Origin of the sequence: Lelliottia wanjuensis (genome assembly GCF_030238365.1) — a bacterium.
In the GTDB taxonomy this organism is placed as follows: Bacteria; Pseudomonadota; Gammaproteobacteria; order Enterobacterales; family Enterobacteriaceae; genus Enterobacter; species Enterobacter wanjuensis.
This window is the reverse complement of sequence record NZ_JASSOT010000050.1, coordinates 1-25636: the sequence shown is the minus strand read 5'-3', so window position 1 is coordinate 25636 and position 25636 is coordinate 1. Positions and strand designations below refer to the sequence as shown.

Genomic DNA, 25636 nt, shown 5'->3' with positions numbered 1-25636 from the left:
AGTAGCCCTAGCCTCAGGGTTGTTAACGTTTTTCAACGTATCTGCATGATTTTTTAATCCTCTGAGCGTATTGTGGCGTCTCTCTGCAGGCAGATAAAGCTAATCGTATTTCTAAAACAATGCGCCGCATGACGGTGAGTTATATCAGTATTCGCCACTACGATAGCGGCACCGAGAAAACCCGGTGCTATATCCGCAGTGCCAGCCTGCGCCTGAATGGGCACTGGATGGAGGAAGCTGGATTTGCCACCGGTACGTCGCTGGATGTGCGGGTGATGCCGGGGTGCCTGGTTATTACCACTTTGCCAAAAGAATCCGCATTAATGAATGTGCTGACCAAAACTGCTAACGGTTTACCAGAAAAAGAGCAACAGCAGGTTTTGTCATTTTTACAGGATATGGTGGCGAAAGTAGAGCTTGAGAATAAGTGATTTCGGTATGAAAATCCCGCCGTGTAAAGGTGGTTTTTTTTATCAGCATTTTTTCGTGTCTATAGAGAGAGACTGTAATTACAGTCTCTCTCATTTTCCCTAATGGTAGATAGCACATTCCCGGTACTCTGGCCGGGAGCAATACTAAAGATATTTTACTGGTATATTAGAAAGTTGTTCTTATAAGGGCCAGGTTTCAGGCTCGGATTTTTTATGGACCCACCAGGCACCACTATCTAACCATGTTTTCCGATATTTATTGATACCTTGCAAAGTAGAATCCTTATAACCAAATTCTACTGCACAACAATCGCATATATCATCTGTTGGCGATTCACCATCATTACCCCATGATGCGTCTGACTGTTTTGCTCCACATACCCGGCAAATATACAGCTCATTATTTTTGTGCATTGAGATAGTCCAAGTTATCAGATGCTGTGTTTTTATCCAGTGTTTAATGGAAACGGAAAAACAACTCAAAGCCTGCAACAGGAAAGTAACATAAAAGGTGACTTAATTTATTAAAGAGCGCAGCATGAAGATGTAATCAGCACCCTCATGCTCATCCGGTACCTGATAGCCTACTAGAGATATAACGTTGGGTAAGTGGTTGGTAAATAACTCCAACAACAGCGGTTGGAGTTATTAATAATAAACCTAAATAAACTTTAACTATAGATATATAAATCAATATCTATCTCAGCTCCAATTTTATGTATAAACTCTATTTTTTTTGCATTAAAATGCATTCCTGGTTTTTCACCATTTTCTATCTTAATCACTAATGTGAAAGTCAAGCTAACTTCATATTTGTTTTTTATGCATTGTAATTGACTCTCCTTACCATTAAGCAACTTTATGATTTTATCTAATTGTATGTTGACATCATTGGATTCTTCATCTCCCGTGGATAATTTCCAACTAGTCTCAATGCTTGGCCTTGTTTTTCCATTGGGAATGTTCCCTTTCACCCTTGCTTCAGTGGGTTGCAGGGACATTTCCTGAGTGACATAATCAGTATCAAAGCAGTCACCATAAATAGAAAAATATGCCATTACTGTTGTTTTGTTCATAATTAGACCCTACTTAATGTACTCACCTGTTGGTATACCATCACCCTTGCCACCTTTCTTAAAGATCCAAAGCTGTCCAGAGTCTCTATCTACATAGATATCATAATTAGAGTTTTTGCCATTACCTAGAAAATCATCTTTCAAAGCATGAGCATCTATACCATTATTTTTCAGAAACTTGTCATCGGCCATTTTGATATTAGATGGTTTGTCTGCACCATTATCATGCCCATCACTTGTCATATGATTTGGCAGATCAAGAGTATCTTCCGTATTACCCGTATTGTTCGGTAATTGATTTACAGTCTGATCCCCACCAGTATGGCTCGGTCCCGTATCAATCTGACCACTGTTATTGCCAGTATGAGTCGGGTCTTGTCCGGGTAATTGATCACCACCTGTATTTATCGGCCTCTGCTCAGTTATCTGATCTCCACCAGTATGTGAAGGGCCATATTTATCTTGCAGTGAACCAATGTACTTACTGGTGATTTCATCATTACCCATCATTTCCAGGGTGACAAGATGATCCAGTTCATCAGATGTCATCTTATCCGCCAGGTCTTTTACTGCCACTCCGGCAAGACCCACAATACCTGCTTTCGCTCCTATCTCCAGCAATTGCTCCGCTACCTTCGTCCGGCAAGGTGCCGCTATTGCACAGCCTCTTGCCAACAGACTCAGGTTATTATTCTCCGCCGCATTCTTCCCGGCCTGCGCTCCGGCTACCCCATCGGCTGTACTGTCACCTGTCAACCCACCGGCGATCCCTGCTGCCAGCGTGGAGAGCGCAGATATCGTCTGCTTCTGCTCTTCCGTAAGCTTGTCGCGAGGGATATCCGGATAGAGCTGCTGCGCAATATATTCACCCGCCACGGCACCGGATGCCCCAGCTAATGCGCTGTTACCGTTAATCTGCGCAACCACCGCCCCGACAACTGCATGGGCTATAAGGTTGGCTTCGGTGTTCACCTTGCCAGTGACCGGGTCAGTCGTCATATCGTGAATCATTTCAGCCAGGTACGGCGCAGAACCACCCGCCAGCGCTTTCGCCATATCGCCACCCGCCAGGCCCTGAATAGCGGCGGTTGCCGCCTGGAGTCCCTGTTGCAGCGCACTTCCTGTCCCGTACTGATTCATCTCAGCCTGATATTCCGGTGTTTTGCGTAGCTCATCGACCGTCATATCCGGGTGTTCTTTTTTAGCCTCTTTCAGACCGTTCAGATCGCCTTGCGTCCTGGCAACATCCGCCGCCTGGCTCCCAATCTCCCCAATCGCCTGGATTTCCTGCAACCGCCGCTGCTCTTTCTCCTTGTCGAAGATAACGTCCAGCCCCGGATTGGCGTTCGCCACGTCACGGCTCAGGTCATCGACGTTCTGCGTCTGCTTGTCCTTGTCGCGGATGGTGATGGTGCCGTCGCTGATAGCGGATTTGGTGGTCGAGTCCGCGCTGCCTTCGCCGTTAGCACCGACTAACAGACCGTTCGCCATGTTGCCCAGAAACTGGTCGCCGTAGCCACCGCCACTGCTGATGCCCGCGCTCTGGTGCTCCACCTCATATTCCGCGTGGTTGTCGATGTTGCTGAAGCCTAATGTGCCGGTGTCGAGCAGATTGTTTTCCGGCGCAGAGGTGCTGCTGATCACCGCGCCGTTCAGCTGCGTATGTTCGCCGACGGTGATATCAAACCCGCCTTTCCCGGCGAAGATACCTGTCTGCTCCTGCACCGCATCGTAGTTGCTGTGCATTTTGTCCTGGCTCAGATTTATTGATCCGGACCCACCGCCCATGCTCGCGCTGCCGCCCGCGCTGGCGTTCTGCTGTTTTGAGTCGTACTGGTCAGAATCCCTCTCGCTGGTCAGCGTCAGGTCGCGGCCCACGTCCATCGTCACTTTATCGCCGCTGATTTGCGCGCCCGTCAGCGTGGTGTCGCGTCCGCTGACGATGGTCAGGTTATTCCCGGCATCTATCGTGGTTTCGGTATGGGTGGTGCCGTTGCCGGTTTCGCTGCCTTTGCCTTTGTTGACGCTGGCGTTCACCGAGATACCGTTGCTGCCGCTGCCAAAGTTAATCCCCACACCCACCGAGCCACCGTGGCTTTCGTTTTTGCCCTCCAGGCTGTGGGTGTTCTCTGCCGAAATCAGGTTCACGTCGCGTGCGGCATCAAGCGTGATGTCATTTCCGGCGCGTATCTGACTGCCGGTGACATTCACATCGCTGTCGGTAGCCTTAATGCTGAGATTGTTCCCCGCCTGTATCGTGCTGCCCTGGCTGTCGTGATTCGTCTGCGTCTGCTCAGATTTTGACGACTGGCTGCCGTAAGAGAGGTTAATACCGATCACCGCCGCCGGGTCGCCGCCCTGAGCCTGATTCAGTTCGTTACCCTGATACGCCTGCACGCCCGACAGCGCAGCCTTCATGCCGTCCAGCGCCGCCATCCGCCCGTTGCTCTCTTTTTCCTTATTCGCCGTGTTCGCGCTGGTCACCGCCTGGTTAATCGCGCTGCCCACCGAGCCGGAGAGCGCCAGCGTCAGCCCGCTGCTGCTCTGCTCGACGGTGTGTTTTGTGCTGGAATCATTGTCGGCGGCGAGGATATCCACCTGTTTACCCTGCAGGGCAATGTCATTGCCTGCCAGCACGTCCGAGCCTTTGATGGTCAGCCCGTTGCCCGCCACCATATTCACGTCGCCGTTGATGCTGCCTACCGTGCTGCCCGCGCTGGTCAGCGAGGTGCCGGTGTCGGTGGTTTTCAGGTCATTCGTGCCGTAGCTGATGCCGATACCGCCAGTGCCGCTTAAGCCCGATTTTTTCTCCTGATGCTGATGCATCTCGTCGTGCTGTTCGGTCGCGGCCGTGACGGTGAGGTTGTTCCCGGCAATCAGATTGACGTCCTGTGAACCCGCCACGCTGCTGCCCTGAACCAGCAGGTCGTGCCCCGCAGAAAGCGTCACGCCGTCGCCGTCAAGCTGGCTGCCCACCGCCAGCTGGTTGCTCTCGCGGTTGTGGTCCACGGTGGTGGTTTTCGAGGTCATACTGCTGCTGCCGGTCTGCTTCGTGTACTGCTCGAAGCTGTCGGACGAAGTGCCGTTGACGATATTCAGGTCGTTGCCTGCCTGGATGGTCAACTGCTGGTTCGCCGAAACCGTGCCTGCCGTGATATTCACATCATGACCCGCCCCCATCGAGACATTGCCGCCACCCTGAATAACCGTACCGGTGTCGCTGCTCTGCGAGCGTTTCAGCCAGTCGTCGCGGCCCCAGCTCAGGCTGTCGTGGCTGCCGGTTTCTACCGGGTTCAGGTTCAGGTTGTTGCCCGCGATCACCGTGGTCTGGCTGTCTTCGCCGCCATTGCTGAGCAACGCGGCGGTGAGGTTTACATCACGTCCGGCCTGCATTCCCAGGAAACCGCCGTCATTACTCACGGACATGCTGCCGATGCGGTCGATGCTGGTGCGCCCGAAGTTGCCGTCGGCGCTGACTGCGCTGCGGGTAGTGGTGGTGACGTTGATGTCCCGCCCGGCGATGGCCAGCAGGCTGTCGCCGCCCTGGATCGTGCCGCCGATATTGTTGATGTCGGTACGCGCCTGCAGCGCCACATCGTTACCGCTGATGATGCCGCCGAGGTTGTTGATGTTGTTCGCCAGCACCAGCGTGTTGTCTTTGCTGTTGATGCGCCCGCTGTTGGTCAGGTCGCCGCTCAGGTTGAGGTTGACGTTGCGTCCGGCGAGCAGGGCGCCGCTGCCGTCGAGGTCGCCCGGTTTGACCTTCGCGTACACCTGCGGAACCAGCACCTGCTGGGTGCTGCCGTCCGGCATCTGCACGGTCTGGCTGACCATCCAGACGATATCGGAGGTGAGGGCGCTCATCTGCTCCGGCGTCAGCGCCACGCCCGGTTTCAGGCCCCAGAGTTGCCCGAAGGCGATGCCGTTATCCATCAGCATTTTGTACTGCTCTTCGTCACTTTGCGTGTTGCCGATGTAGCGTTGCCCGGTCAGCGCCACCACCTGTTCGCGGATCAGGCGCTGTTCATAGAAGCCGTCGCCGAGGCGCTTCTGAATGTTGTTCGGGTCGGTGATGAAGGCGTTCATCATGTAGTCGGAGCTGAGCCACTGCTTCTTGTTGGTGAAGCGCGGGTCGGTCTCCACCAGGTACGGGCTGTTGCTTTCGGGATGAGATTTGAAGAGGCTGTTGTCCGGGATGCGGGTGTTGGGGCCGACCATGCGCACCACCTGGCTATCGCCCGGCAGGTTCACTTCGAAGGTTTTGCCTGGGGACAGACTCATGGACGGGCCGCCGTTGATCCCCGGAATGGTGACTGAGCCGACCGGGCCGGAGGCCAGTGCCCCCGCGCCGTTCGGCCCGGCGATGTCGCCCATGCTGAGATTGCCACCGCCCTGAATCGTGCCGCTGACGGACGTCTCCTGATGCGCATCCACCGTGAGGCCACTGCCGCCTGCCTGGCTGTGGTCAGCCAGGGTGCTGGCGTTGAGGCTTATTTCCTGGATGATGGCTGGCGGCGTGTAGTCCGAGGTTTTAACGCTCGGGGAGTCACCGCCTTTGCTCTGTTTACGCTTGTAACGCGTGGCGGTACCTTCGTCGAGGATCTGCCGCTGGCCCGGGACCTCCACGTTGTTCAGGTTGGTGGCATTGATGTTCAGGTTGCCGCCCGCGACGATCTGGCTCTTATCGTTGAGCACATCCCCGGCATTAATCGTCAGCGTGCCGCCCGAAATGATCTGCGCCGGGTCACTTTCCAGCACGCGGTCTTCAGTGATGGTGCGGGTGTAGTCGTAGTGGGTGAACTTGTCGCCGTTGGTGGTGTTGCAGATGACGCCCTCGATACAGATTATCCAGGTCTCATCCTTGTACATGCTGATGTTGTAGTCGTTCTCGTTATAAAGCTGACTACCGAGACGATCGACGTTGTATTCGGAAATGTGCTCCTGCGACACCAGCACGTTTTCGGTGGTGAAGTGGTCGTTGATGTTATTGAGCGTGGCGACGTTGAGCCGCATGTTGCCCGCAGACTCAATGGTCGCGCTGTGGTTATTGATTGCGATGGCCTGACCGGTAGCCAGCCAGTTCTCATCGAGGCTGCCGCCCAGATACATATTCCCGTCGCTGTAAATCAGGGCGTGGCTGCTGTTATTCAGGACCCCGACGCCTAAATCTAGCTGCTGGCGGGCGGCGATGGTCGCAGCCATGCCACCTTCGCGTGAGTTGTTGAGCGTGCGGGCGTCAATCGATAGCCAGTCGCCGTAAATACGTCCGGTGCCGGTGTTGTTTAGCGTCTGCGCGCTCAGATGGGTGGTGTAACCGTCCAGCAGGCCACGGTTGGTGAGCGTCCCGCTGACATTCACATCAAGTGTGCCCGCACTCAATTCGCCATCCACGGTGTTATTCAATGATGCGGCGTGAAGCGTGAAGGTGTCGCCCGCCTGCATCAGGTTCTGGTTGGTGATCGTGCCCGAGGTGGTGAAATCCAGATTGCCATTGGCCTGAATCGTTCCCACGTTGGTGAAATCACTGGCAAGCCCGAGGGACATATCGCCGAGAGAAAGCAGTTTGCCGTCACCGGTCAGGCTGGTGCTGTTAATCGTCAGGCCGCTGCCCGTTTCAATATCGCCCTGACTGTTGATCACTGAACCGGCGCGGATTTGCGCAAGCTGCATGGCGGTGATCAGGCCATGACTGTTATTCAACTGCCCGCCGAGGCTCAGGCCGACACTGTTGTTGGCCAGGACATCGCCGTTAAGATTGTTGAACGTGTCGGCAGTGACCACAATATTGCCACCCTGAATGCCCAGCGACTGGTCGTCACTGTGGGTGTTCAGGTTGACCACCTGCTGCGCGTTCATCACGATTTGCTGTGCGCTCTGGATAAGCCCGGCAGTGTTGTCGACGATCGCATGCGTGGCGTTGAGCACCATATCGCCCAGCGACTGGAGGCCACCGTGCTGGTTGTTTATCCCGGTGCTGTTCAGCGTCAGGTCACTTTTTCCGGCGATGTGTCCATTTCGATTATCAAGATAGCCGCTGGTGAGGGTGAAATCCCCGCCGCTGGTCAACAAGCCTTGTTGGTTTGCCACGTCCCCACTGTTCAGGGTAAGGCTGTTCTGGGCGCTGATTAAACCGTCGAGGTTGTTCAGGCTATTGCCGCGCGTGTTCCAGCTTAACCCCGCACCGGACTGGATAGCGCCGCCGTGATTACTGAGTGCGCCGGTAGCGGCATCCAACCCCTGCAATGCCACCAGTAAACCAGCGTCGTTGTTCACCTCTGCGGTATTCAGTGCAATATGCTGGTTGCTGATCATCGCGCCGAGCTCGTTATCCAGCGCGCCGCTGTTCAGCGTCATGCTGCCCTGGCTGGTGATGCCGCCAGATTCGCCGCTATTTTTGTTGCTGATCAACGCGCCGTGGGTATCCAGCAGCAGCTCGCCGCCACTTTGCACGGCACCGCCGTTATCATTTCGCAGGGTGCTACCGCTGTAACTGAGTGAACCGACGCCAGCCAGCAGACCGGCGGTGTTATTCCAGCTTCCGGTGGCAAACTGCGCGTTGCCTGCGCTGTAAACCACCCCGGCCTGGTTGTTCACATCACCGGCACTCAGCTGCAAATCTTTGGCGCTGGAGATCGTGCCGTTCTGTGTATTGCTGAGCGCCGCCCCATGAGTGTCGAGCGCCAGATTGCCGCCGCTCTGGATAAGCCCGCCGTTGTCATTCCACAGCGCATTGCCACTGAAACTGAGCGAGCCGACGCCCGCCAGCTGCCCGGCGGTGTTATCCCAACTCCCCGTGGAGAGCCAGACATTCGCGCCGCTGTAAACCGTGCCGGACTGGTTACTGACGTCGCCTGCGCTGAGGTGCAAATCGCCCTGGCTGATAATATTGCCGTTGCGGGTGTTGCTGATCTGTTCCCCGTGAGTCTCCAGCTCCAGTTCAGCGCCGCTCTGGATCAGGCCACCGTTATCGTTGATCAGTTTACCGCCGCTGAAGTTCAGGCCGCTGACCCCGACCAGTAATCCGGCGGTGTTGTTCCAGTTCCCGGTGTTAAGCCAGGTGCTGTCGGCGCTGTAGACTGTGCCAGACTGGTTATTCACCTCACCGGCTTTGACCGTTAAATTCCCGCCACTGGTGATGCCGCCAGACTCGCCGCTGTGGGTGTTACTGAGTGCGGCGCCGTGGGTGTCGAGCACCAGACTGCCGCCACTCTGAATCACACCGCCATTATCATTTTGCAGCGTCTGGCCGCCCCAGGTGAGGGCATTGACCGAGACCAGTTGCCCCGCGGTATTGTTCAGACTGCCGGTGGTAAGCCAGGCGTTATCGCCGCTGTAGAGGGTGCCGTGCTGGTTGTCGATATTGCCACTGGAGAGCGTTAAATCGCCCAGGCTGATAATGCCACCCTGATTGCCGCTGTTCTGGTTAACCAGCGCGCCACCGTGGGTATTGAGCGTGAAGGTACTGCCGCTTTGCATTAATCCGGCGCTGTTATCCAGACTACTGCTGCTGATGTTGAGCAAACCGTCGGCGGCGATAAATCCGCTACGGTTATCCACGGCACCGGCGCTGGTAAGCGTCAGGGCGTGGCCCGCAGACAGCAGTTGCCCCTGCTGGTTGTTCAGGCTGCCTGCCGCGAGGGCGACATCACCATTCGAGGCCACGTTGCCCTGGCTGTTATCCAGCCCACCACTGACGGTGAGTGTCATTTTTCCGCTGCCGGTCTGCGTCATATTACCGGCGTGGTGTGACAGGCTGTCGGCGTTAACCGTGATGCTGTCGGCCTGGGTAGTCGCGCTGTCCAACACCAGGTTTTTACCCTGTAAATCCAGCGCGCCGTTGCTGGCGATGGTGCCTCCAGTGGCGTCGACTTGCGCGGTATTCAACGCTAATTTCCCGCCACCGGCATGAATGATGCTGCCCTGCAGGTTGGTCAGTTTGGCGGTATTGAGCGTGAGGTTATGGCTGTTGCTGGCAATGGTGCCGTCGTTGTTATTGATAGCGATGGTCTGGGTCAGCGAGAGATCGTGCTCGCCGAGCTGATTAATCACACCACTCTGATTGGAGAGCGTGCTGCCCCCGAGCAGCAAACGATCGGCTTCCAGTTTGCCGCCGTCGTTATTTAACAGACCCCTGGTGTTCAGCGTGAGGGTTTGCGCCGCCGCGATATTGCCCTGCGCGGTGCTCAGGTTGCCGGTTGTCGCGGTGGCATTGATATCGCGGGCCCAGGTCTGGCTCTGACTGAAATCAACGCCTGCGCCTTTTGCATTGAGTGAGTTTGCCGCGAGGTTCTGCCCGTGAGCGCTGAGCTGCCCGGAAGTGGTGAGCGTCAGGTCGCCTGAATTGCCCAATTTGCCGTCGCTGTTCATCCCGGCAGCTAATACGCCAGACGTGGAGCTGTTCAGGCTGCCCGCGTTCAGGGTGGTTTCATGGGCGGCGGCCATCGTGCCGCTGTTGACGATATCCGCCGGGGTGCTGAAGGTGGTGTTGCCCGAGGCGTACTGGACGCCACTGTTTTGAATGCCTCCGGACGCGCTGACGCTTAAGTCCTGCACGCTGTTTATCGCACCGCTGTTTTCGATGCGCCCGTCTGCAGTGATCGTCACATTACCTGCGGAAGTGCCTATCGTGCCCGCGTTACGTACGCCAACGCCGGTTTCAGTGCCAATAAGGCGGATTTTCCCCGCATACATGCCGCCAAGCTGTGAGACATCGACCGCCAGCTGCGGACGAGTGTTGGCATCCGGTGTGGTTCGGGTGATGGTTTCATGGGCGGCATTCACCACATTGCTGCCGGTGGTCACTTTCAGGTCGTTGGCCCAAATTCCGGCGTTCACTTTGACCGCACGGGCAATAATATCGGTGCTGTCCTGGGAGGTGGTGTCCATCCCGCGCCCCTGAATAACAATCTCCCCCTGGCGCACGTCATAGCCGGTAATTTGACCGTTGCTGAACTGCGGTGCGCCGGTGGTCAGCGTGGTGCGGTTGGCGTTGATAAACCCGCAACCATCACAGGTGATCCCGGCCGGGTTGGCGATAATGATTTGCGCCTTTTTACCCGCCACTTCCAGCACGCCGTTCAGCTGGCTGGGATTGCGCGAGTTCACCTCATTCAGGATGATTTTTGCTTCGCTTTTGGCCAGCCACGGGTTGCCGTTGACCATGCCGCCCAGCTGAGTTTGCGTGGCGTTATGCGAGTTATTGAGGATCGCGCCCTTTCCGTCGATATCGAACTGGCTGTATTTGTTATGCGAAACGCCGTTGCTGTTCGGGGTCTGGATATTGATCTGTGGCGTGCCGTTAGCGCTGTTAATCACCGTCGGCTGTTGTTTGCCTGCCGCGCTGCCGTCCGCCACGATCCCCGCCTGCACGGAAACACTGACACAGCCCAGCGCCAGTAACAGACTGAAGTTAAGGCGGGACAGGGCGCTGATGTGTTGGGAAAGTGTATGTCCCATCCCCGAAGACGGGCCGGACGACCCACGTCCTGAGGCCGCTATATCGGCCACCACCATTAACATGCCACGCGCTTTGTTAAAGACAATCTGATAAAGGTTCTTGTTCATGATTGCGTCCTTGCAGGGAATTCTTTGAGTAAGACAGTCAGAGGGTGCGCAGCGCGCCAGTCGTCAGCCTGTTGCCGACTGACTTTTGCGCCGCGAAAATTTTTGACGCATTTGCCGCGAGTGGCACCGCGGTGATACAGCGCTCGCATGCAGTTTTCCGGGAACAGGTAGTCTGCCACCAGGTTTTTCATCACCAGGGTATGCCCAAAAGGCGCGACCCAGTCACGCAGCCACAGGCGCGGTCCGCTCAGCCAGTCTCGCTCTTGCGTCATGATGCCGGGTGCTTCCAGGTAACGACGCTCGGCGGCTTCGTCCAGCCACATCCAGCTCAGGAAAAACACCGGCTTGCCGTTTTCGCTTGCCAGCAGATACTGTTGTTTTTTGATAATGGGGAGCAGAACGGTCGGCAGCGTGTCCAGCGCCAGCTCGCGGTGGAATTCGGAATGCATCCATAGCCAGACCGCCGCACCCAGCACTTCGGCTGAACTGGCCTCACCGCCTAGCACGCCCGGCGCAATCACATCAAATCCGTTAATACGCATATCAGTACTGCCAGTTCAGGTTGAAGCCGAGCGTGACCGGATCGGTAGTGAAACCCTCGGGTTTGGAGAGCGGGATACCGGCGAAGGCGTCATAATTCGCGCCCCATAAGCCACCGCGAATGCCCACAGCACCGCCCGCGAGATGGTTACCCAGGTTGTAATCGTTGCCTTGACCGCTGATTCGACCGTAGTCCAGGCCGAGATAAAGCTGATGGTTGGGCAGCGGCGTTTGCCATGAGAGTTCGTTGCGCAGGGTCCAGCCGCTGTCGGCGCTTAACGTGCGTTCACCGTCAAAGCCGCGCACCGTCCAGCGCCCGCCAATGGAAAACTCATCCTGCGGCGTGAGTGGGGTGTCGCTTATCTGACGCAGGTACTGCACGTTGTAGCCAAAATTCTGTGTCCCAAGCGCAAAAGGTGCATCAAGCTGGGCATTGAGTTGCAGGATTTTGCTCAGTGCCGTTGCCTCGCCGTAAGACTCTTCGGAGGCAGGAATGGCACCAAACCAGCGCGTGCCGCGCTGATAGCTGATACCTGCATCCAGCGTGGCGGCGGCAATATAGTGGTGATGCTGTAATCCGATTTTCCAGGCCGCCGTCTGGCGACGCTGCACGTCCACTTCGGTTCCGTTGACATAGTTTTTTGAATCGCGGGCAATCACGTCGTAAGTGAACGATGTTTTCTGGCTGGCGTTGCGGTGCAGCACACGGCTGAGCTGCCAGTCGAGGTTATTGCTGTCTCCGCTGTAGCGGATATCCCCGTTCAGACCCGCGGTGGTCTGGTAGTAGCTGTTGTTACTGGCGGTGAAGCTGGTTGCCCAGTAACCGAAGGGCAGGGAGTATTGACCGGTGTAGTTGTGAGTCCCTTTTCCTGCCGGGGCGTGAAGCGAACTGCCCGCGGAAAGATAGAGTGTGTCGCTCAGGCTCAACAGGTTATCGCCGTAAAGGGTTAAGCCGCCCTGATAGCGCCCGGTGCTACGCGAGCCAGAGTCATCAAGCGAAACCCCCACTCGCCACAGGCGCTTTTGCTGCCAGCTCAGGGCGATATCACTTTCCCCCGGATTTTCGCCTGGCACCATTTCCATGCTGGCCCGCACGGTTGGGACGCGCTGTAAGTTCTCCAGCCCTTGCTCAATATCACGTAAATCCAGCAAATGACCGTCATGGGCCGGGAAGGCGGTATAGAGAGTGACGTAATGGTCGCTTTGCGGTGTGAGCACAACATGGCGGATTTTTCCTGGAACCACCGCAAGCGCGAGCGTGCCCAGGGTCAAATCCTGCTGGGGGGCCACGACGCGGGTAGTGACATATCCATGGTCGATCAGCCGGTTTTGCAGGGCGCTCATCAACAGGTTAATACCGCTGGAGCCTAAGCAGCGGCCTACAGCTTGATCGGCTATTTTCTGCAATGGCAGCCAGTGGGGGAGGGAGCTGTATCCAGATAATTCGACGCGATTTATCGGGAAACAGGGTGTTTCATGCGGGAACTGTAAGCGACCGTAAGAAGACGCCGGTGCCGAAAGCCGCACATCTGGCGTCGGAGGCGCTAATGCTGCCTCACGCGCACGTTGGCTCTCTTGCTGACGAATGAGTTCCTGATCCGCTAATGTCGGGAGGGCATAGCTGTTTGCTGACAGCAATACACCGCCTACTGCAAGGGGTAATCCTTTTAAAAAAATGCGCATAAAATGGTTTAACTTCCTGTTAAAACAATTAAGCAGAGTGACCGCAATAAAAGGTCTGCATAAATTATAATTTTCTTAAAATAACTGATCTGTTATTTGCACCTATACCGTAGAGGAATAAGTCACCAAGAAAGATAACTTGATGAAATACGTTCGGCATCATCCAATCAGAAGGCGTTTACGAATGTTAACAGAATCACCCAGGTTATAGTCCTGAACAAAATCCTAAAAACAAAGAAGTGGGATTCCAGACACTTGCACAAGCTTCGCAGGAGGGGGAGGGCCTGCGGACAGCGCACCTGGGCAGGGTTTCGGGCGGTAAGCTATTCTGAAGGGCTGGCGAGAGAAGAATAGAGTGGGATATATAATAAACAGCCCCTGCCAGATTCTAATACATTCAGTATTAATATGTTTTACTTCGATGGAGTAGATTAATACTGTAAATGCAAATCGCTCGATCAACCCCCTCTCCCTTTTAGGGAGAGGGTTAGGGTGAGGGTATTATTATTTCTTCAACGGATACAAAAATATCGCTCCGCTTTGCCCGACAACCAGCTGTTGATTGCCGACATACAGCGGCTGCATCCAGATATTAATGTGCAGCAGCATATCCACCAGACCGTCGATCATCAGCCCTTTTTGCGCGGTGCTGTAGTAGATCGGCGTGTAGGAGAAAAACAGACGGCTGTTCTGCTCGTTGATGCCGGTAAATTTTCCTTTCAGCACGAAACGGTTGTCGTTCGGGCTGGTGATGGTGGTTAAAATCGAGCCGTTGACCGTCTGCATATGCGAGTCGTAAATCTCTTTTCGGCTCGACATCAAATCGTAAAAGCCCAGCTGCAAAAAACCTTCCACATTGCTCTGCGGAATGGACGGGGTTTGCATCACCCGTAATCCTGCTACCGCGCTTGCCACCAGAAGAAAGCAAAACAGGGCCACTTTCCAGTTAAGAGCAGGTTTCCATCTCACTGATTTTTCTCCTCGTTTCTCGCAGTATCAGGTTGTTCAGTTGCGTCGGGTCGATGCGCCAGTGGTAAATCGCCATCGCCAGCTGTTTATTGTCGCAGCGGCTTTTCAGCGCGAAGGTGTAGTTCAGCGTTTGATCGACGCTCTGGTAATAGACCGTCATGGTCACGGACTGCGTCTTGATCTGCTGATTAATGGCGTAAAGCGTGTCTTTGATTTTGCTGTAAAAATCTTCTTTGCTCATTTCCAGGCGGTTGGACTCGGACAGCTCATAAATACGAATATTGCTGTAAACCGCGACCTCTTGCTCCGACGCGACAATCTTCGGGCCCTGACTCCCGGCGTACTGCCAGCCAGCCACGGCGCCGATGAGGATCGTCACCAGCAATATCGCCAGCGTGATCAGCGGATGCTGAAACCGGGGCCGGGCGGGTTCGACAAGGGAACCCTCGACCGGAACGGGCAGATCCGCCGGAGCAGGCTCGGCCACCATCGCGTTTTCTGGTGCGGTTTCCGCCTCTTCTGCAGCGCTATTCTCAGCGGTCGGGCTCAGCGTCGGCAGCACAAAGCCGTCGATCTCCGTTTCCGGCAGATCAATCTCTTCACTCTCTTTTTCAACGAAACGGCACCAGGCCTGTTCGAGCAAATACCCCTTTTTAGGGATCGTTTTAATAATTCTTTGCTGTTTGCCGTCGTCTTCTAACGCCGAGCGTAACGCGTGAATCGCATTCGGCAGGCTATTATTACCAATAACCCGACGTTCCCAGACCAGCGTCGTCAATTCTTCGCGGGTGAGAATTTTTCCTGCATTTTCAAGAAGTACGTCTAATAGTTTTAATTGATATTCACCGAGACGTTTTCTTTCACCTGTCACTAAACTAATGAGCGAACCAGAGGGCAAATCTACGAGCCAGTTATTGACGGTATAATATTTTTTTCTCATGGCAATTGGTGGTGAACAGCCACTCCTGAATCAATTAATCATCCGCGCAGCGTGCAGAAAAATCACACAATGCTTAATGTAAATTAATCATTAATTCCGTTTAAAATTCGTTTGAGAATTGCCGCGTGCCTGCGGAGATTATGCAAAAAACGAGCGGTATTACGACGTAATCAGGGATTTCGCTCGGCGGAAGGGTGAAGTATCACCCATCATTTTCCGCTGTTTCCGGGATGAGATTAGGAAGTTTCTCTTCCGTGACACATTTTTACGCGATAAAAGTGTGATGTGCAACAAATTATTAAGTTAATTCTCTGCGCAGGCATTAATGAGAATCGTTAAACGTTAATAGTGATCTGTAGTTGTTTTTTATATTAACAACTTGTTCCCTTATGTGAATTCTATGTTTTATTACTTTCAGCTGGATAAAATGTCGTTACATTTTGACAAGAAAAAACATTAATTATTTTTAAGTTGAATTTAAGTTAAGGGAAGAGTGTGTCGCCTTTATTTTTAATTTGCTTTGGCAATGTATGCTTTTATTCGTGAGACCAGGCTTTTTCTTATAGACGTCTTTTTAAATTTTTTTTCATCACCGATTTAATTCTCCGTTTCGCTGTGTCGTTTTACTTGAGTACCAGAGAGAAGAGCCTGACAGACAGGTTCACAAGGAGATTACTAACATGGCACTTTCTATTTTCACTAACGCGTCTTCCATGGCTTCTACTAACGCACTGAATAAATCCAACAGCATGCTGTCTACTGCGATGGAACGTCTGGGGACCGGTAAACGTATCAACTCCGCAGCGGACGATGCGGCTGGCCTGCAAATCGCCACCCGCCTGCAGGGTCAGAGTAATGGTATGTCTGTTGCACAGCGCAACATCTCTGACGCGACCGCTCTGCTGCAGACCGCAGAAGGTGCTTTCGATGAAGTGAGCAACATCATGTACCGCATGAAAGACCTCGCATCCCAGGCCGCGAACGACACTAACGGTACTGAAGACCGCGCTGCACTGCAGTCTGAAATGGACGAGCTGAACGCTGAACTGAAGAACATTATGGGCAACACCAAATACGCAGGTGAAAACCTGTTTGGTGCATCAGGTAAGTTCAGCAAAGAGATGAACTTCCAGATCGGTGCTTCAGAGGGCGAGAACCTGAAAGTGAATGTGAAAACTGAGCTGGATAACGTGACCGGTTCCGGCGGTATGGGCGCACTGACTGCTTCCGGCGCGCTGACCACGGTATCTGGTGCACAGGCGATGATGACAAGCGTTGAAGGTGCTATCGCTGAAGTCGGTACCCTGCGTTCTAAACTGGGTGCCAACATCAACCGTCTGGGCCACACCGCGGCTAACCTGGCGAACATGAAAGACAACACCGACCTGGCCCTGGGCAACATCCGTGATGCCGACTTCGCATCCGAAGCCTCCAGCATGACCCGTAACCAGATGCTGGCCCAAACCAGCATGTCCATGCTGAAGCAGTCCAACAGCATGTCCGGTATGGTGATGTCCCTGCTGGGCTAATCCCGACCTTTTTCAAGAAAAACACCGCTGTAAGGCGGTGTTTTTGTTTGCGGCCTTTCCCCTTCCTTCCTTTTCCCATTCGGGGAAAGTTGCCTTCCCTGTAAAACGTAACTTACTGAATTAACGACATTTAAAAACTGGCACGATGGTTGCATTAACTGAGCATGGTTTAGCAACAGGTGCGAACGGAGACAACTACTATGGCAGATTTCAGCAGCATTGATCCGACCACGCTGGCCCAGTCGCTGGCGTCCTACGACATCATGTCGATCCAGAATCAGCTGAAGACCAAAACAGCCACGATGACGTCGCAGAAAAAAGCGCTGGACGCGCTTCGCACCGCTTTAACCGATTTTCGTAGCGCCATTAAAGGGCTGAACAACGTTAATGACGGGATGTTGAAAAACGTCGCCACCGTCAACCGCGAAGGGATTGCGACCGTCACGGCCAACTCCAATGCGCAGAAAGGCACGTACAACATCGAAGTCGATCAGCTGGCGTCCGCGCATCAGATCGGCTTCGGCGATCTGACGGATGATTCCATCAAAAACGCCACCGGCACGATGGACATCACCCTCGGCGAAGGGGCGGATGCGAAAACCATCACCGTCGATATGGACAGCGTTAACAGCCTGAGCGATCTCACCAAAGCCATTAACGGCAATGAAGATAACCCAGGCGTCACGGCGTCGCTGATTCGTACCGACGGCAAAGTGACCCTGATGCTGAGCAGCGACGAAAGCGGCGAAGCAAACAAAGTCACCGTCGGCGGCACCTCGGGTTTTGATTCGGCGAATGCCAAACAGATCTCGAAAGCGGCGGACGCCAAATTCCGCATGGGTGAGATGGAGTTCACCAGCAGCAGCAACACGCTGGACAAGCTGATCGACGGGGTGTCCATCGAGCTGACGTCGAAGACCGAGGCCGACAAACCCCTGACCATCACCATCGGTACCGACACCGCCGGTACGAAAGAGCAGCTGCAGACGTTTATCACCTCCTACAACACCCTGCAGGACACGCTGCAAAAGCTGACCAAAAGCGGCAGCGGTGACGGGGAGGAGCGCGGAGCGTTTGCGGGCGATGCCACGATGGCGTCCCTCGATCGCGAGCTGAACGACGTGCTGCGCACCCAGTTTGGCGGCAAACGCATGTCCGATTTCGGTATCACGGCGGACAAAGACGGCAAGCTGGAGATCGACAGCAAAAAGCTCGACGCCGCGCTGACCGCCGACCCGCAGGCGCTGACCGGCCTGTTCAACGGCAAGGAGGGGCTGATCGCCGGGATGGATAAATCCCTCGACCGCTACCTCAACTCGACCACCGGCCTGCTGAAAGGGCGTCAGGAAGTGCTCGACCGCCAGCAGAGCGATATCGACAGCAAAACAGAAGCCATGAATTCGCGGTACGACTCCTCGTATAACCGCTACCTGAAGCAATTTACCCAGTTGCAGCAGGCCATGGCGCAGATGAACAACACCATGAGTATGTTTGGTTTAGCTTAAGGGAAAGACAGTTTTTATGTACGGGAACGAACAGCAGGGCTTCGGGCATTACCAGCAATCCGACTTAGCGATTCAGGCGGCGGCAGCGAATCCGCATCAACTGGTTTTGATGCTGTTTAACGGTCTGATGGACGAACTGGTGCGCGCAAAAAGCCACATCGCCGCGCGCCGGTACGATCGCAAGGTGCAGAGCATTAATAAGTGCATCGATATCCTGAACGCACTGACCAGCGCGCTGGACTTTGACAAAGGGGGCGAGCTGGCGCTGAGCCTCGCGAACCTTTACGACTACTGCGTTTATCGCCTGTACGACGCCAGCCATAAGCTCTCCGTCGAGCATGTTGAAGAGGTGGAAGTGATCCTCAGCAACCTGCAGGACGGCTGGGAAAAAATGGGGCAGCAGAATGGATGATTTACAGGTGATGCGTTTTCTGGCGCGTTCCCTGGAGCATGCGGCCAGTCAGCACGACTGGCCGAAAATGCAGGAGGTCGATGCGCAGATAGCCGGGCTGTTGATGTCGCTGAAAGGGCAGACGCTGACCGCGGAAAAACGTGATGCGCTGACGGCGCTCAAACTCGTCCATCAGCAGGTGAGTCAGTTTTGCCAGCAGCAGCGCGATGAGCTTGAACAGAACATGGCGCGCGCGCGTCGCAACCGCGAAGGGGCAAGCGCCTACGCGCAGTTTGCCGATGCGGGAGAGATCTGATGAATCTCCTGCTCTCGCAACTGACGCCGACGCCCGCCACCACCGAGCCGGGCGCGATTGCCCCGGCGCTGCCTGGAACGGAAACCCCGGCGTTAACGCTGCCGGGAATGCCTTCCGGTGAGTCGACGCCCGTGGCGTTCAACGATGCGCTGCTCAACATCATCAATACCCTGATGGGCGGGGAACAGACGCGCGACACCACCATGGTGCTGGCGGGTCTGGACACCGACGAGGATGACGACGCGACGACGCACAAGACCGACAGCAATCTGCCGACGCCGGACGCCACCGCGCCGCCGCAGGCGTTGCTGGATACGCTGCTGATGGCAAGCCTGATGCCGGTCAAAACGCTGAATGCTACGTCAGCTACACCGCAAACCGGGGAAGCGCTGAAGATGCAGACGCTGTCGGCGGGGCATTCGCCTCTGACCAACGCGTTATCGCTCACGCCGCAAACGCCTGCGCCGGTCAGCGTGACGCCGGAACCGGCGACTGATCTCGCCAAACCGCTGGCGGCTGAGGTGGTGAAAACTCTGGCCGAGGTACTGCCCGGTGCAGGGCAACCGGCGGCAGCCGGGCAGACGTTTTCGACGGTAATGGATAAGCAAACGGTCCATCTGCCGCCGGTCAAACTGGACGCGGACGAAACCAAATGGGCGCAACAGCTGCACAGCGCCCTTAACGATCGCCTGCAGATTCAGGTCAAAAACCAGGTGCAGCACGCCACCATCCGCCTCGATCCGCCGGAGATGGGCAAAGTGGATATTTCGCTGCAAATCGAAAATGGCCGCATGCAGGTGCACATCAGCGCCAGCAACAGCGAGACGGTGCGCGCGCTCCAGCAGATCAGCAACGAGCTGCGCCAGAGCCTGACGGAGCAAAACTTCGTCCAGGTGAACGTGCAGGTTTCCGCCCAGTCCGGACAGCAGCAGGGACGCGGACAACAGCTGCCAGCCCAGGCGGACAGGCCTGATGCAGGGGCAGAGATTGCCGCAGAGGACGCTCAGTCCCCTGACGGTAAAGACGATTCGGTATTACTTACGGTTTAAATATGACAATTAAAACTTTTTCTTTAGGGCTGGTGATCGCCCTGATTGCCGCCACTTTCGCCGCCGTACTGACCGTCATGGGCACGCACATGCTCAGCCAGGACGAGCATAAACGCTCCATCATCACCGACCTGTTCAGCTCGTCGAAAGAGAGCGTGGTGGAATTTGTTGAAATCAAAAACGTCGTCGTGACCTTAAAAAGCCCCGGCGATTCCGAGCGCTATTTGCTGCTGGAGCTGGCCCTGACCACCGATTCTGCCGCTGATACCAGCCGCGCGGAAGAGATGTCTCCGGCCATTCGCGGTGCGACGGTCAATGCCCTGTCGGCGATGAACTACGACGCCGTGCGTGAAATGAGCGTGGAATCCCTGCGCGACACGTTGATGAATGCCTACACGGCGCGCTTTGAAAGCCTCAATACGCGCATGCCGTTCAAAGACGTGATCATCAGCAAAATGGTTTTCCAGTAATCAACGGTAGTCGACTGACATGATGGATTTTATTGCGGATGACGCGCTGACCCCGGCTGACGAAGCAAAGTACGTCAACGCGTACCTGCCGCTGGTCCACCGGGTGGTGAAGCAGCTCTCCTGGCAAACCAGCAGCGTGATGGACAAAGAAGACATGGAGCAGATCGCCCTGATGGGTCTGCTGACGTCGCTGCGTCGCTATGGTCATCCCGACGAGCAGTTTGGCGCCTACGCCGCCCAGCGCGTGCGCGGCGCGGTGCTGGATGAGCTGCGCGAGCTGGACTGGCGTCCGCGCCGGCTGCGCCAGAAGAGCCATAAGATCAACGATGCGATCCGCGAAATCACCCGCAAGCTGGGGCGCACGCCGACGTTTGAAGATCTCAGCGAGCATCTGTCCATCACCGCCGACGAATACCACGAGTATTTACTGCTGGATTGCGCCAGAACGCTGGAAAGTCTCGACGAATTATTAGGTGAGGATGCGCTACCCGGCATCCTCAACACCCGCTCGCTGGAGGACGAAATGGTCACCAGCGGCACCTTAAAGGCTGCGCTGGCGAGCCTTGATGAGCGCGAACAACTGATTCTGACGCTCTATTACCAGCAGGAAATGAGTCTGAAAGAAATCGCGCTGGTTCTCGATCTGACCGAGGCGCGCGTCTGCCAGCTTAATAAAAAGATCGCTCAAAAGATCCAGTGTTTTTTCCAGAAGTGAAAGGTATATGCAAAAGTTTCTCGGTATTTTCATTATTTTCGCCTGCGTCGTCGGCGGTTTTCTTATGTCCGGTGGACGCCTCGCCTCATTCTGGCAGCCCGGTGAAATCATCATCATTCTGGGTGCCGGCCTCGGCGCGATGGTGCTCGCTAACCCGCGCCCGGTGCTGGCAGAGATGTATCGCCAGTTTCGCGGCATTATGCGCAAAAACGAGTACACGGATGAGTATCAGCGCCAGCTGTTAATGCTGCTGTTTGAACTGCTGGAGCTGGTGCAGGACGGCGGTCTGAAGGTGCTGGACGCGCACATCGAAGTGCCGGAAAGCAGCCCGCTGTTCCAGAAATACCCGCTGATCCTGCAGAACAAAGCGCTGATCACCTTTATCTCGGACAACTTCCGTCTGATGGCGATGGGCAAGATCAACGAACACGAGCTGGAAGGGATTCTGGAGCAGGAGCTGGTGGCGATGGAAGAGAATCTTCTCCAGCCGTCCCGTTCCCTACAACGTACCGCAGAGGCGATGCCGGGCTTCGGGATCTGTGCCGCGGTTCTCGGGATCATCATCACCATGCAGTCCATCGACGGCTCCATCGCCGTGATCGGCGTGAAAGTGGCGGCGGCGCTGGTCGGGACCTTCCTCGGCGTCTTCTTCTGCTACTGCCTGATGGACCCGGTGGCGAACGCCATGGAACAGAACACCAAAAAGCAGCTCGCGGTGATCGAATGCGTGCGTACCGTGCTGGTTAATCACGTGGCGGGCAAACCGACGCTGCTGGCGGTAGATGCCGGACGCAAAATGCTGCCGCTCGATTCCAAGCCGACCTTCGCCACCCTCGACGGCTGGGTCAACCAGATGACGGGTGAATCCTGATGCGCGGCACTCGCGGAAAAGAACATACCACCATCATCAAACGCTCCTCGCGCAAAAGCCATGACACCTTTCATGGCGGAGCGTGGAAGGTGGCCTTCGCCGACTTTACCCTGGCGATGATGGCGCTGTTTATGGTGCTGTGGATCATGGGGTCGGTGACGGAGGAGGAGCGCAAAGAGATCGTCTCTCAGCTTAACGGCGAGTCGATTTTTGAGGGCCACTCCCTGACGCCGATCACCCAGCCGAACGGCAGCGGCGGCAAAATTGCGGTCACGGAAAAGCGCGATCGCGAGACGAAAAACGCGAAGTCAGAGAAGCCGATGACCGTCCAGGCGGGGCTGAAAGGCGACAGCCTGGAGGACGTGAATAAACGTTCTCAGAAAGAGATCGAAGATCTGGCGCGTATCATCATGAAGATCACCTCGGCCTACGATGCCCAGTCGAACCTGAAAATGGAGATCGTTCCGCAGGGGCTGCGGATCCTGATCACCGACGATCAGAAGCGCGAGATGTTCCAGCGCAGCAGCGCGATCCTGACGCCGTTCTTCACCCGTCTGCTGACGGAGTTCGCCCCGGCGCTCAACAAGATCGACAACAAAATCATTATCACCGGACACACGGACGCCACACGTTTCCGCGACCAGGATCTCTACAACAACTGGAACCTGTCCGGGGAGCGTGCGATGCAGGCGCGCAAAGTCCTGACCAGAGCTGGCCTGGAGCCGGGCAAAATTTTGCAGGTGAGTGGGATGGCCGATCAGATGCTGATCGACCCGCAGAATCCGCTCAGCTCTTCGAACCGCCGCATTGAAATCATGGTGCTGACCCACTCGGCGAGCGAATCGCTTTACCAGTTCTTTGGTCAGCACGGCGAGAAAGTGATCAAGCCGATTATCGATAAAATCTCAAAGAAATAACGATGTTGACCTTTATCCCTTCCCAGACCCTACGCCGCGTGGCGCTTGTCGCCGCGCTAATGGTGGCTGGAACCCTACATGTCGAAGCCGCCCCGCGCCGTGAGTCGGTCACAGACGAAGAGAGCGCCGCCAAAACCCGCATGCGCAACCGCGAAGCGCTGCTGAAAAAAGCGCGTACCCGCATCGCCGTGGTGCCGGTGACGCCGGAGCAAAAGCGCAAGCAGAGCGAGGCGAAGCGCCTTGAGCGCGTGCAAAACCGCGAGCAGCTGGCGATGCACAAGCGCTGGCAGCCCGGCAAACTCTCGACAGATATGATCTGGGAGCCGCTGCCCGGCGAGAAGATGAGCCCGCGCCTGCAGGCGTCGCTGAAAAAAGTGATTCAGCTGCTGCAACAGCAGATTGGCAAACCTTACGTCTGGGGCGGCCAGACGCCGGAGCAGGGCTTTGATTGCAGCGGCCTGGTGTTTTACGCCTTCACGCCAGTGCTGAGCCGCAACCTGCCGCGCACCGCCAACGGCATGTATCAGGACCGCACCCTGCGCCAGATTAAGCAGGACAAATTACGCCGCGGCGATCTGGTGTTCTTCAACATCAACCAGCGTCCCGGCGCGGATCACGTCGGGGTGTATCTCGGGGACGGCAAATTTATCGAAGCCCCGCGCACCGGCCTGAATATTCGCATTAGCCAGCTTTCTGACAACTTCTGGCAGGACCACTATCTCGGTGCCCGCCGCCTCTTAACTGACGAAGCCGTGCTCTGACCCGGCCCCATTTTTCAGAACGATTGAGAACAAATCCATGACCCAGACGTGTAAAAAATTCGCCATCGACGACGGATCCACCAATGTAAAAATCAGCTGGATTGAAAACGGCACTCTCAAAACCGTGGTCTCGCCGAACTCCTTCCGCAAAGACTGGAAAAGCGCGGCGCTGCTGCGCGGCCAGGCGGTGCATAACTACACCATCGGCACCACCAAATACACCTACGACGCCACCTCGGATAAAGCGCTCTCCACCACCCACATCGACTACCAGTACGACGATTTAAACCTGCTGGCGGTGCATCACGCCCTGCTGCAGACCGGGATGACGCCGTGCGACGTGGAGGTGATAGTGACCCTGCCGATCACCCAGTTCTACAAGCCGGACGACTGCCAGCGAAACGAAGAGCGCATCGAAGCGAAGCGTCAGAACCTGATGCGCGACATCTCCCTCAACAAGGGCGAACTGTTCCGCATCGTGGACGTACAGGTGATGCCGGAGAGCCTGCCTGCGGCGCTGTCGCATCTGCTCAACTCGAACGTGAATGAATTTACCAAATCACTGGTGATCGACTGCGGCGGCACCACCCTCGACATGGGCGTGGTGATTGGCGAATTCGATGATGTGTCGGCCATCTACGGTAACAACGAAATCGGCGTGGCGATGGTCACGGACGCGACGCGCAAGTTGCTGGCCGCCGCCGACAGCGACTCCAGCTATCTGGTGGCCAACGAGCTGATCAAACGCCGTCACGATCTCAACTTCGTGAAAAGCGTGATTAACGACGAATCGCGCATCGACGAGATCCTCGAAAAGATTGAGATCAAAATTCAGGAGCTGGGCGATCAGGTCGCTTACGAAGCGAAAAAATTCGCCAAGAACCCGAACCGCGTTTACCTGGTCGGCGGCGGTGCGCATCTGATCGAAGGGGCAATTCGTGAGGTCTACGCGACGCTCGGCGATCGCGTGGTGAGCATTGAAAATCCGCAGAGCGCCCTGTCGCGCGAGATCTGCCTGTACCACTCTGACGCCGGTGCCCAGGTGGTGGATGAACCCTTAATGGCCGAGGTGGGTGACGATGCGTAAGGGACAGATTCGCCGCGTCAATCTGTCCCTGCACCTGACGCCAGACCAGTCGCGCGCGGATCTGCGCGCGATGCAGCAGCTGCAAGCCTGGCATCAGTCCATGGACAAAGCGGCCAGCATTGACGATACCAATATGGAGATCCGCACTTTTCATCGGAACGTCTATCTGGCGGGCCTGCAGCTGCACCTGATGGACCCGGCAGTGTGTCGCCATGTGGCGGAATCGTTGGGGCGCGAAGAACTGACGCTCGCGGAGCTGCTCGGGGAATTGATGCCGCAGACTGTGGATGATTCATCCAATGAACAGATGGCGCAGTTGCAAAAGATTCATGCCGAAATTGCCGCGTTAAAACCGCTGATGGAACAGCAAAAGCTGGCGTTACAGCAGCTGCGTTTGGCCGGAAAAACGGCTGGTTCGCCAGAGCCTGAGCGCGCGGCGAGTGGGGCAGAGGAGCGGGATTTGAGCGAGGTGGATGCCCCGACGGAGAAGATGAAGAAGGTGCGGGCGAAGGGGATATTTTGAGTGGGCTGATGCCCTCACCCTAACCCTCTCCCACAGGGAGAGGGGACCGTCCGGCGGTTTCCCTCACGCCTGGCGAGGGACTTCTTTCTCCCTCTCCCTTTGGGAGAGGGGACCGTCCGGCGCTTTCCCTCACGCCTGGCGAGGGACTTTTTTCTCCCTCTCCCTTTGGGAGTGTACGGTCCGGGGACATCATGAACACTTGTTCGGGGACATGGTAGACACTTACAACTAAGGCATACGAACCCGTTTATGGAGTCGCTTATGCCCTGGGATGAGAGAGATACCATGTCATTACGTAC

At 55.7% G+C, this 25636-nt stretch carries 19 protein-coding genes; 13 read left to right on the top strand and 6 right to left on the bottom strand.

Annotation, left to right across the window (positions count from 1 at the left end; translation table 11 throughout):
- Positions 1-119: 119 nt before the first annotated feature.
- A complete protein-coding gene (locus tag QQF33_RS05540; RefSeq protein ID WP_285157509.1) occupies positions 120-431 on the top strand; it encodes a SymE family type I addiction module toxin in 312 nt (103 codons plus the stop codon).
- A 671-nt stretch (positions 432-1102) separates the two neighbouring features.
- On the opposite strand, the gene QQF33_RS05535 is transcribed toward QQF33_RS05540, so the two are convergent.
- The 6 genes from QQF33_RS05535 to QQF33_RS05510 all read right to left on the bottom strand — a co-directional run bounded on the left by QQF33_RS05535 (position 1103) and on the right by QQF33_RS05510 (position 15203).
- Complete coding sequence (locus QQF33_RS05535; RefSeq protein ID WP_285157508.1) at positions 1103-1507, bottom strand: DUF4279 domain-containing protein; 405 nt, start codon at positions 1505-1507, stop codon at positions 1103-1105.
- Between the two features lie 9 nt (positions 1508-1516).
- Positions 1517-11071 carry a hemagglutinin repeat-containing protein gene (locus QQF33_RS05530; RefSeq protein WP_285157507.1) on the bottom strand — a complete coding sequence of 3185 codons (9555 nt, stop codon included), beginning with the start codon at positions 11069-11071 and terminating at the stop codon, positions 1517-1519.
- Positions 11068-11613, bottom strand: a complete 546-nt coding sequence (locus tag QQF33_RS05525) for a toxin-activating lysine-acyltransferase (RefSeq protein WP_285157506.1) — start codon at positions 11611-11613, stop codon at positions 11068-11070. The genes QQF33_RS05530 and QQF33_RS05525 overlap by 4 nt, the downstream gene beginning before the upstream one ends.
- Before the next feature lies 1 nt (position 11614).
- Positions 11615-13294 carry a ShlB/FhaC/HecB family hemolysin secretion/activation protein gene (locus QQF33_RS05520; RefSeq protein ID WP_285157505.1) on the bottom strand — a complete coding sequence of 560 codons (1680 nt, stop codon included), beginning with the start codon at positions 13292-13294 and terminating at the stop codon, positions 11615-11617.
- Positions 13295-13798: 504 nt separating this feature from the next.
- Positions 13799-14263, bottom strand: coding sequence for a hypothetical protein (locus QQF33_RS05515; protein WP_282494766.1), 465 nt, complete (start codon positions 14261-14263; stop codon positions 13799-13801).
- The gene (locus QQF33_RS05510) at positions 14241-15203 is read right to left on the bottom strand and encodes a winged helix-turn-helix domain-containing protein (RefSeq protein ID WP_285157504.1); all 963 of its coding nucleotides are present in this window, start codon (positions 15201-15203) and stop codon (positions 14241-14243) included. Before QQF33_RS05510 ends, QQF33_RS05515 begins: the two co-directional genes overlap by 23 nt.
- A 680-nt stretch (positions 15204-15883) precedes the next feature.
- Here QQF33_RS05510 and QQF33_RS05505 point away from each other — a divergent pair.
- The 12 genes from QQF33_RS05505 (at position 15884) to QQF33_RS05450 (ending at position 25337) form a co-directional block, all read left to right on the top strand.
- Positions 15884-16732: a flagellin N-terminal helical domain-containing protein gene (locus QQF33_RS05505; RefSeq protein WP_285157503.1), complete on the top strand. Its 849-nt coding sequence runs from the start codon at positions 15884-15886 to the stop codon at positions 16730-16732.
- A 200-nt stretch (positions 16733-16932) separates the two neighbouring features.
- Positions 16933-18237 carry a flagellar filament capping protein FliD gene (fliD, locus tag QQF33_RS05500; RefSeq protein WP_282494763.1) on the top strand — a complete coding sequence of 435 codons (1305 nt, stop codon included), beginning with the start codon at positions 16933-16935 and terminating at the stop codon, positions 18235-18237.
- 16 nt (positions 18238-18253) lie between these two features.
- Complete coding sequence (gene fliS, locus QQF33_RS05495; RefSeq protein WP_095280392.1) at positions 18254-18649, top strand: flagellar export chaperone FliS; 396 nt, start codon at positions 18254-18256, stop codon at positions 18647-18649.
- The gene (fliT, locus tag QQF33_RS05490; protein WP_282494762.1) at positions 18642-18944 is read left to right on the top strand and encodes a flagellar protein FliT; all 303 of its coding nucleotides are present in this window, start codon (positions 18642-18644) and stop codon (positions 18942-18944) included. The genes fliS and fliT overlap by 8 nt, the downstream gene beginning before the upstream one ends.
- On the top strand, positions 18944-19993 hold the full coding sequence (locus tag QQF33_RS05485) for a flagellar hook-length control protein FliK (protein WP_285157502.1): 1050 nt from the start codon (positions 18944-18946) through the stop codon (positions 19991-19993). The genes fliT and QQF33_RS05485 overlap by 1 nt, the downstream gene beginning before the upstream one ends.
- 2 nt (positions 19994-19995) lie before the next feature.
- The gene (locus QQF33_RS05480; protein WP_282494760.1) at positions 19996-20463 is read left to right on the top strand and encodes a flagellar basal body-associated FliL family protein; all 468 of its coding nucleotides are present in this window, start codon (positions 19996-19998) and stop codon (positions 20461-20463) included.
- Positions 20464-20485: 22 nt separating this feature from the next.
- Entirely contained in the window at positions 20486-21178 is a 693-nt protein-coding gene (locus tag QQF33_RS05475; RefSeq protein WP_285150616.1) for a FliA/WhiG family RNA polymerase sigma factor, read from the top strand.
- A gap of 7 nt (positions 21179-21185) precedes the next feature.
- Positions 21186-22049 (top strand): flagellar motor stator protein MotA, encoded by an 864-nt coding sequence (gene motA, locus QQF33_RS05470; RefSeq protein WP_100777999.1) that lies wholly within the window; start codon positions 21186-21188, stop codon positions 22047-22049.
- On the top strand, positions 22049-22966 hold the full coding sequence (gene lafU, locus QQF33_RS05465; protein ID WP_282494759.1) for a putative lateral flagellar export/assembly protein LafU: 918 nt from the start codon (positions 22049-22051) through the stop codon (positions 22964-22966). The genes motA and lafU overlap by 1 nt, the downstream gene beginning before the upstream one ends.
- Before the next feature lie 2 nt (positions 22967-22968).
- Positions 22969-23727 carry a C40 family peptidase gene (locus tag QQF33_RS05460; protein ID WP_285150566.1) on the top strand — a complete coding sequence of 253 codons (759 nt, stop codon included), beginning with the start codon at positions 22969-22971 and terminating at the stop codon, positions 23725-23727.
- A gap of 37 nt (positions 23728-23764) precedes the next feature.
- Positions 23765-24814 (top strand): plasmid segregation protein ParM domain-containing protein, encoded by a 1050-nt coding sequence (gene parM, locus QQF33_RS05455; protein ID WP_285150565.1) that lies wholly within the window; start codon positions 23765-23767, stop codon positions 24812-24814.
- A complete protein-coding gene (locus QQF33_RS05450; RefSeq protein ID WP_285150564.1) occupies positions 24807-25337 on the top strand; it encodes a hypothetical protein in 531 nt (176 codons plus the stop codon). Before parM ends, QQF33_RS05450 begins: the two co-directional genes overlap by 8 nt.
- The last annotated feature ends 299 nt before the right edge of the window (positions 25338-25636 follow it).

Coding starts and splice junctions, on each gene's coding strand:
- QQF33_RS05540 (WP_285157509.1), top strand. CDS start 120: ATGCGCCGCATGACGGTGAGTTATATCAGTATTCGCCACTACGATAGC.
- QQF33_RS05535 (WP_285157508.1), bottom strand. CDS start 1,507: ATGAACAAAACAACAGTAATGGCATATTTTTCTATTTATGGTGACTGC.
- QQF33_RS05530 (WP_285157507.1), bottom strand. CDS start 11,071: ATGAACAAGAACCTTTATCAGATTGTCTTTAACAAAGCGCGTGGCATG.
- QQF33_RS05525 (WP_285157506.1), bottom strand. CDS start 11,613: ATGCGTATTAACGGATTTGATGTGATTGCGCCGGGCGTGCTAGGCGGT.
- QQF33_RS05520 (WP_285157505.1), bottom strand. CDS start 13,294: ATGCGCATTTTTTTAAAAGGATTACCCCTTGCAGTAGGCGGTGTATTG.
- QQF33_RS05510 (WP_285157504.1), bottom strand. CDS start 15,203: ATGAGAAAAAAATATTATACCGTCAATAACTGGCTCGTAGATTTGCCC.
- QQF33_RS05505 (WP_285157503.1), top strand. CDS start 15,884: ATGGCACTTTCTATTTTCACTAACGCGTCTTCCATGGCTTCTACTAAC.
- fliD (WP_282494763.1), top strand. CDS start 16,933: ATGGCAGATTTCAGCAGCATTGATCCGACCACGCTGGCCCAGTCGCTG.
- fliS (WP_095280392.1), top strand. CDS start 18,254: ATGTACGGGAACGAACAGCAGGGCTTCGGGCATTACCAGCAATCCGAC.
- fliT (WP_282494762.1), top strand. CDS start 18,642: ATGGATGATTTACAGGTGATGCGTTTTCTGGCGCGTTCCCTGGAGCAT.
- QQF33_RS05485 (WP_285157502.1), top strand. CDS start 18,944: ATGAATCTCCTGCTCTCGCAACTGACGCCGACGCCCGCCACCACCGAG.
- QQF33_RS05480 (WP_282494760.1), top strand. CDS start 19,996: ATGACAATTAAAACTTTTTCTTTAGGGCTGGTGATCGCCCTGATTGCC.
- QQF33_RS05475 (WP_285150616.1), top strand. CDS start 20,486: ATGGATTTTATTGCGGATGACGCGCTGACCCCGGCTGACGAAGCAAAG.
- motA (WP_100777999.1), top strand. CDS start 21,186: ATGCAAAAGTTTCTCGGTATTTTCATTATTTTCGCCTGCGTCGTCGGC.
- lafU (WP_282494759.1), top strand. CDS start 22,049: ATGCGCGGCACTCGCGGAAAAGAACATACCACCATCATCAAACGCTCC.
- QQF33_RS05460 (WP_285150566.1), top strand. CDS start 22,969: ATGTTGACCTTTATCCCTTCCCAGACCCTACGCCGCGTGGCGCTTGTC.
- parM (WP_285150565.1), top strand. CDS start 23,765: ATGACCCAGACGTGTAAAAAATTCGCCATCGACGACGGATCCACCAAT.
- QQF33_RS05450 (WP_285150564.1), top strand. CDS start 24,807: ATGCGTAAGGGACAGATTCGCCGCGTCAATCTGTCCCTGCACCTGACG.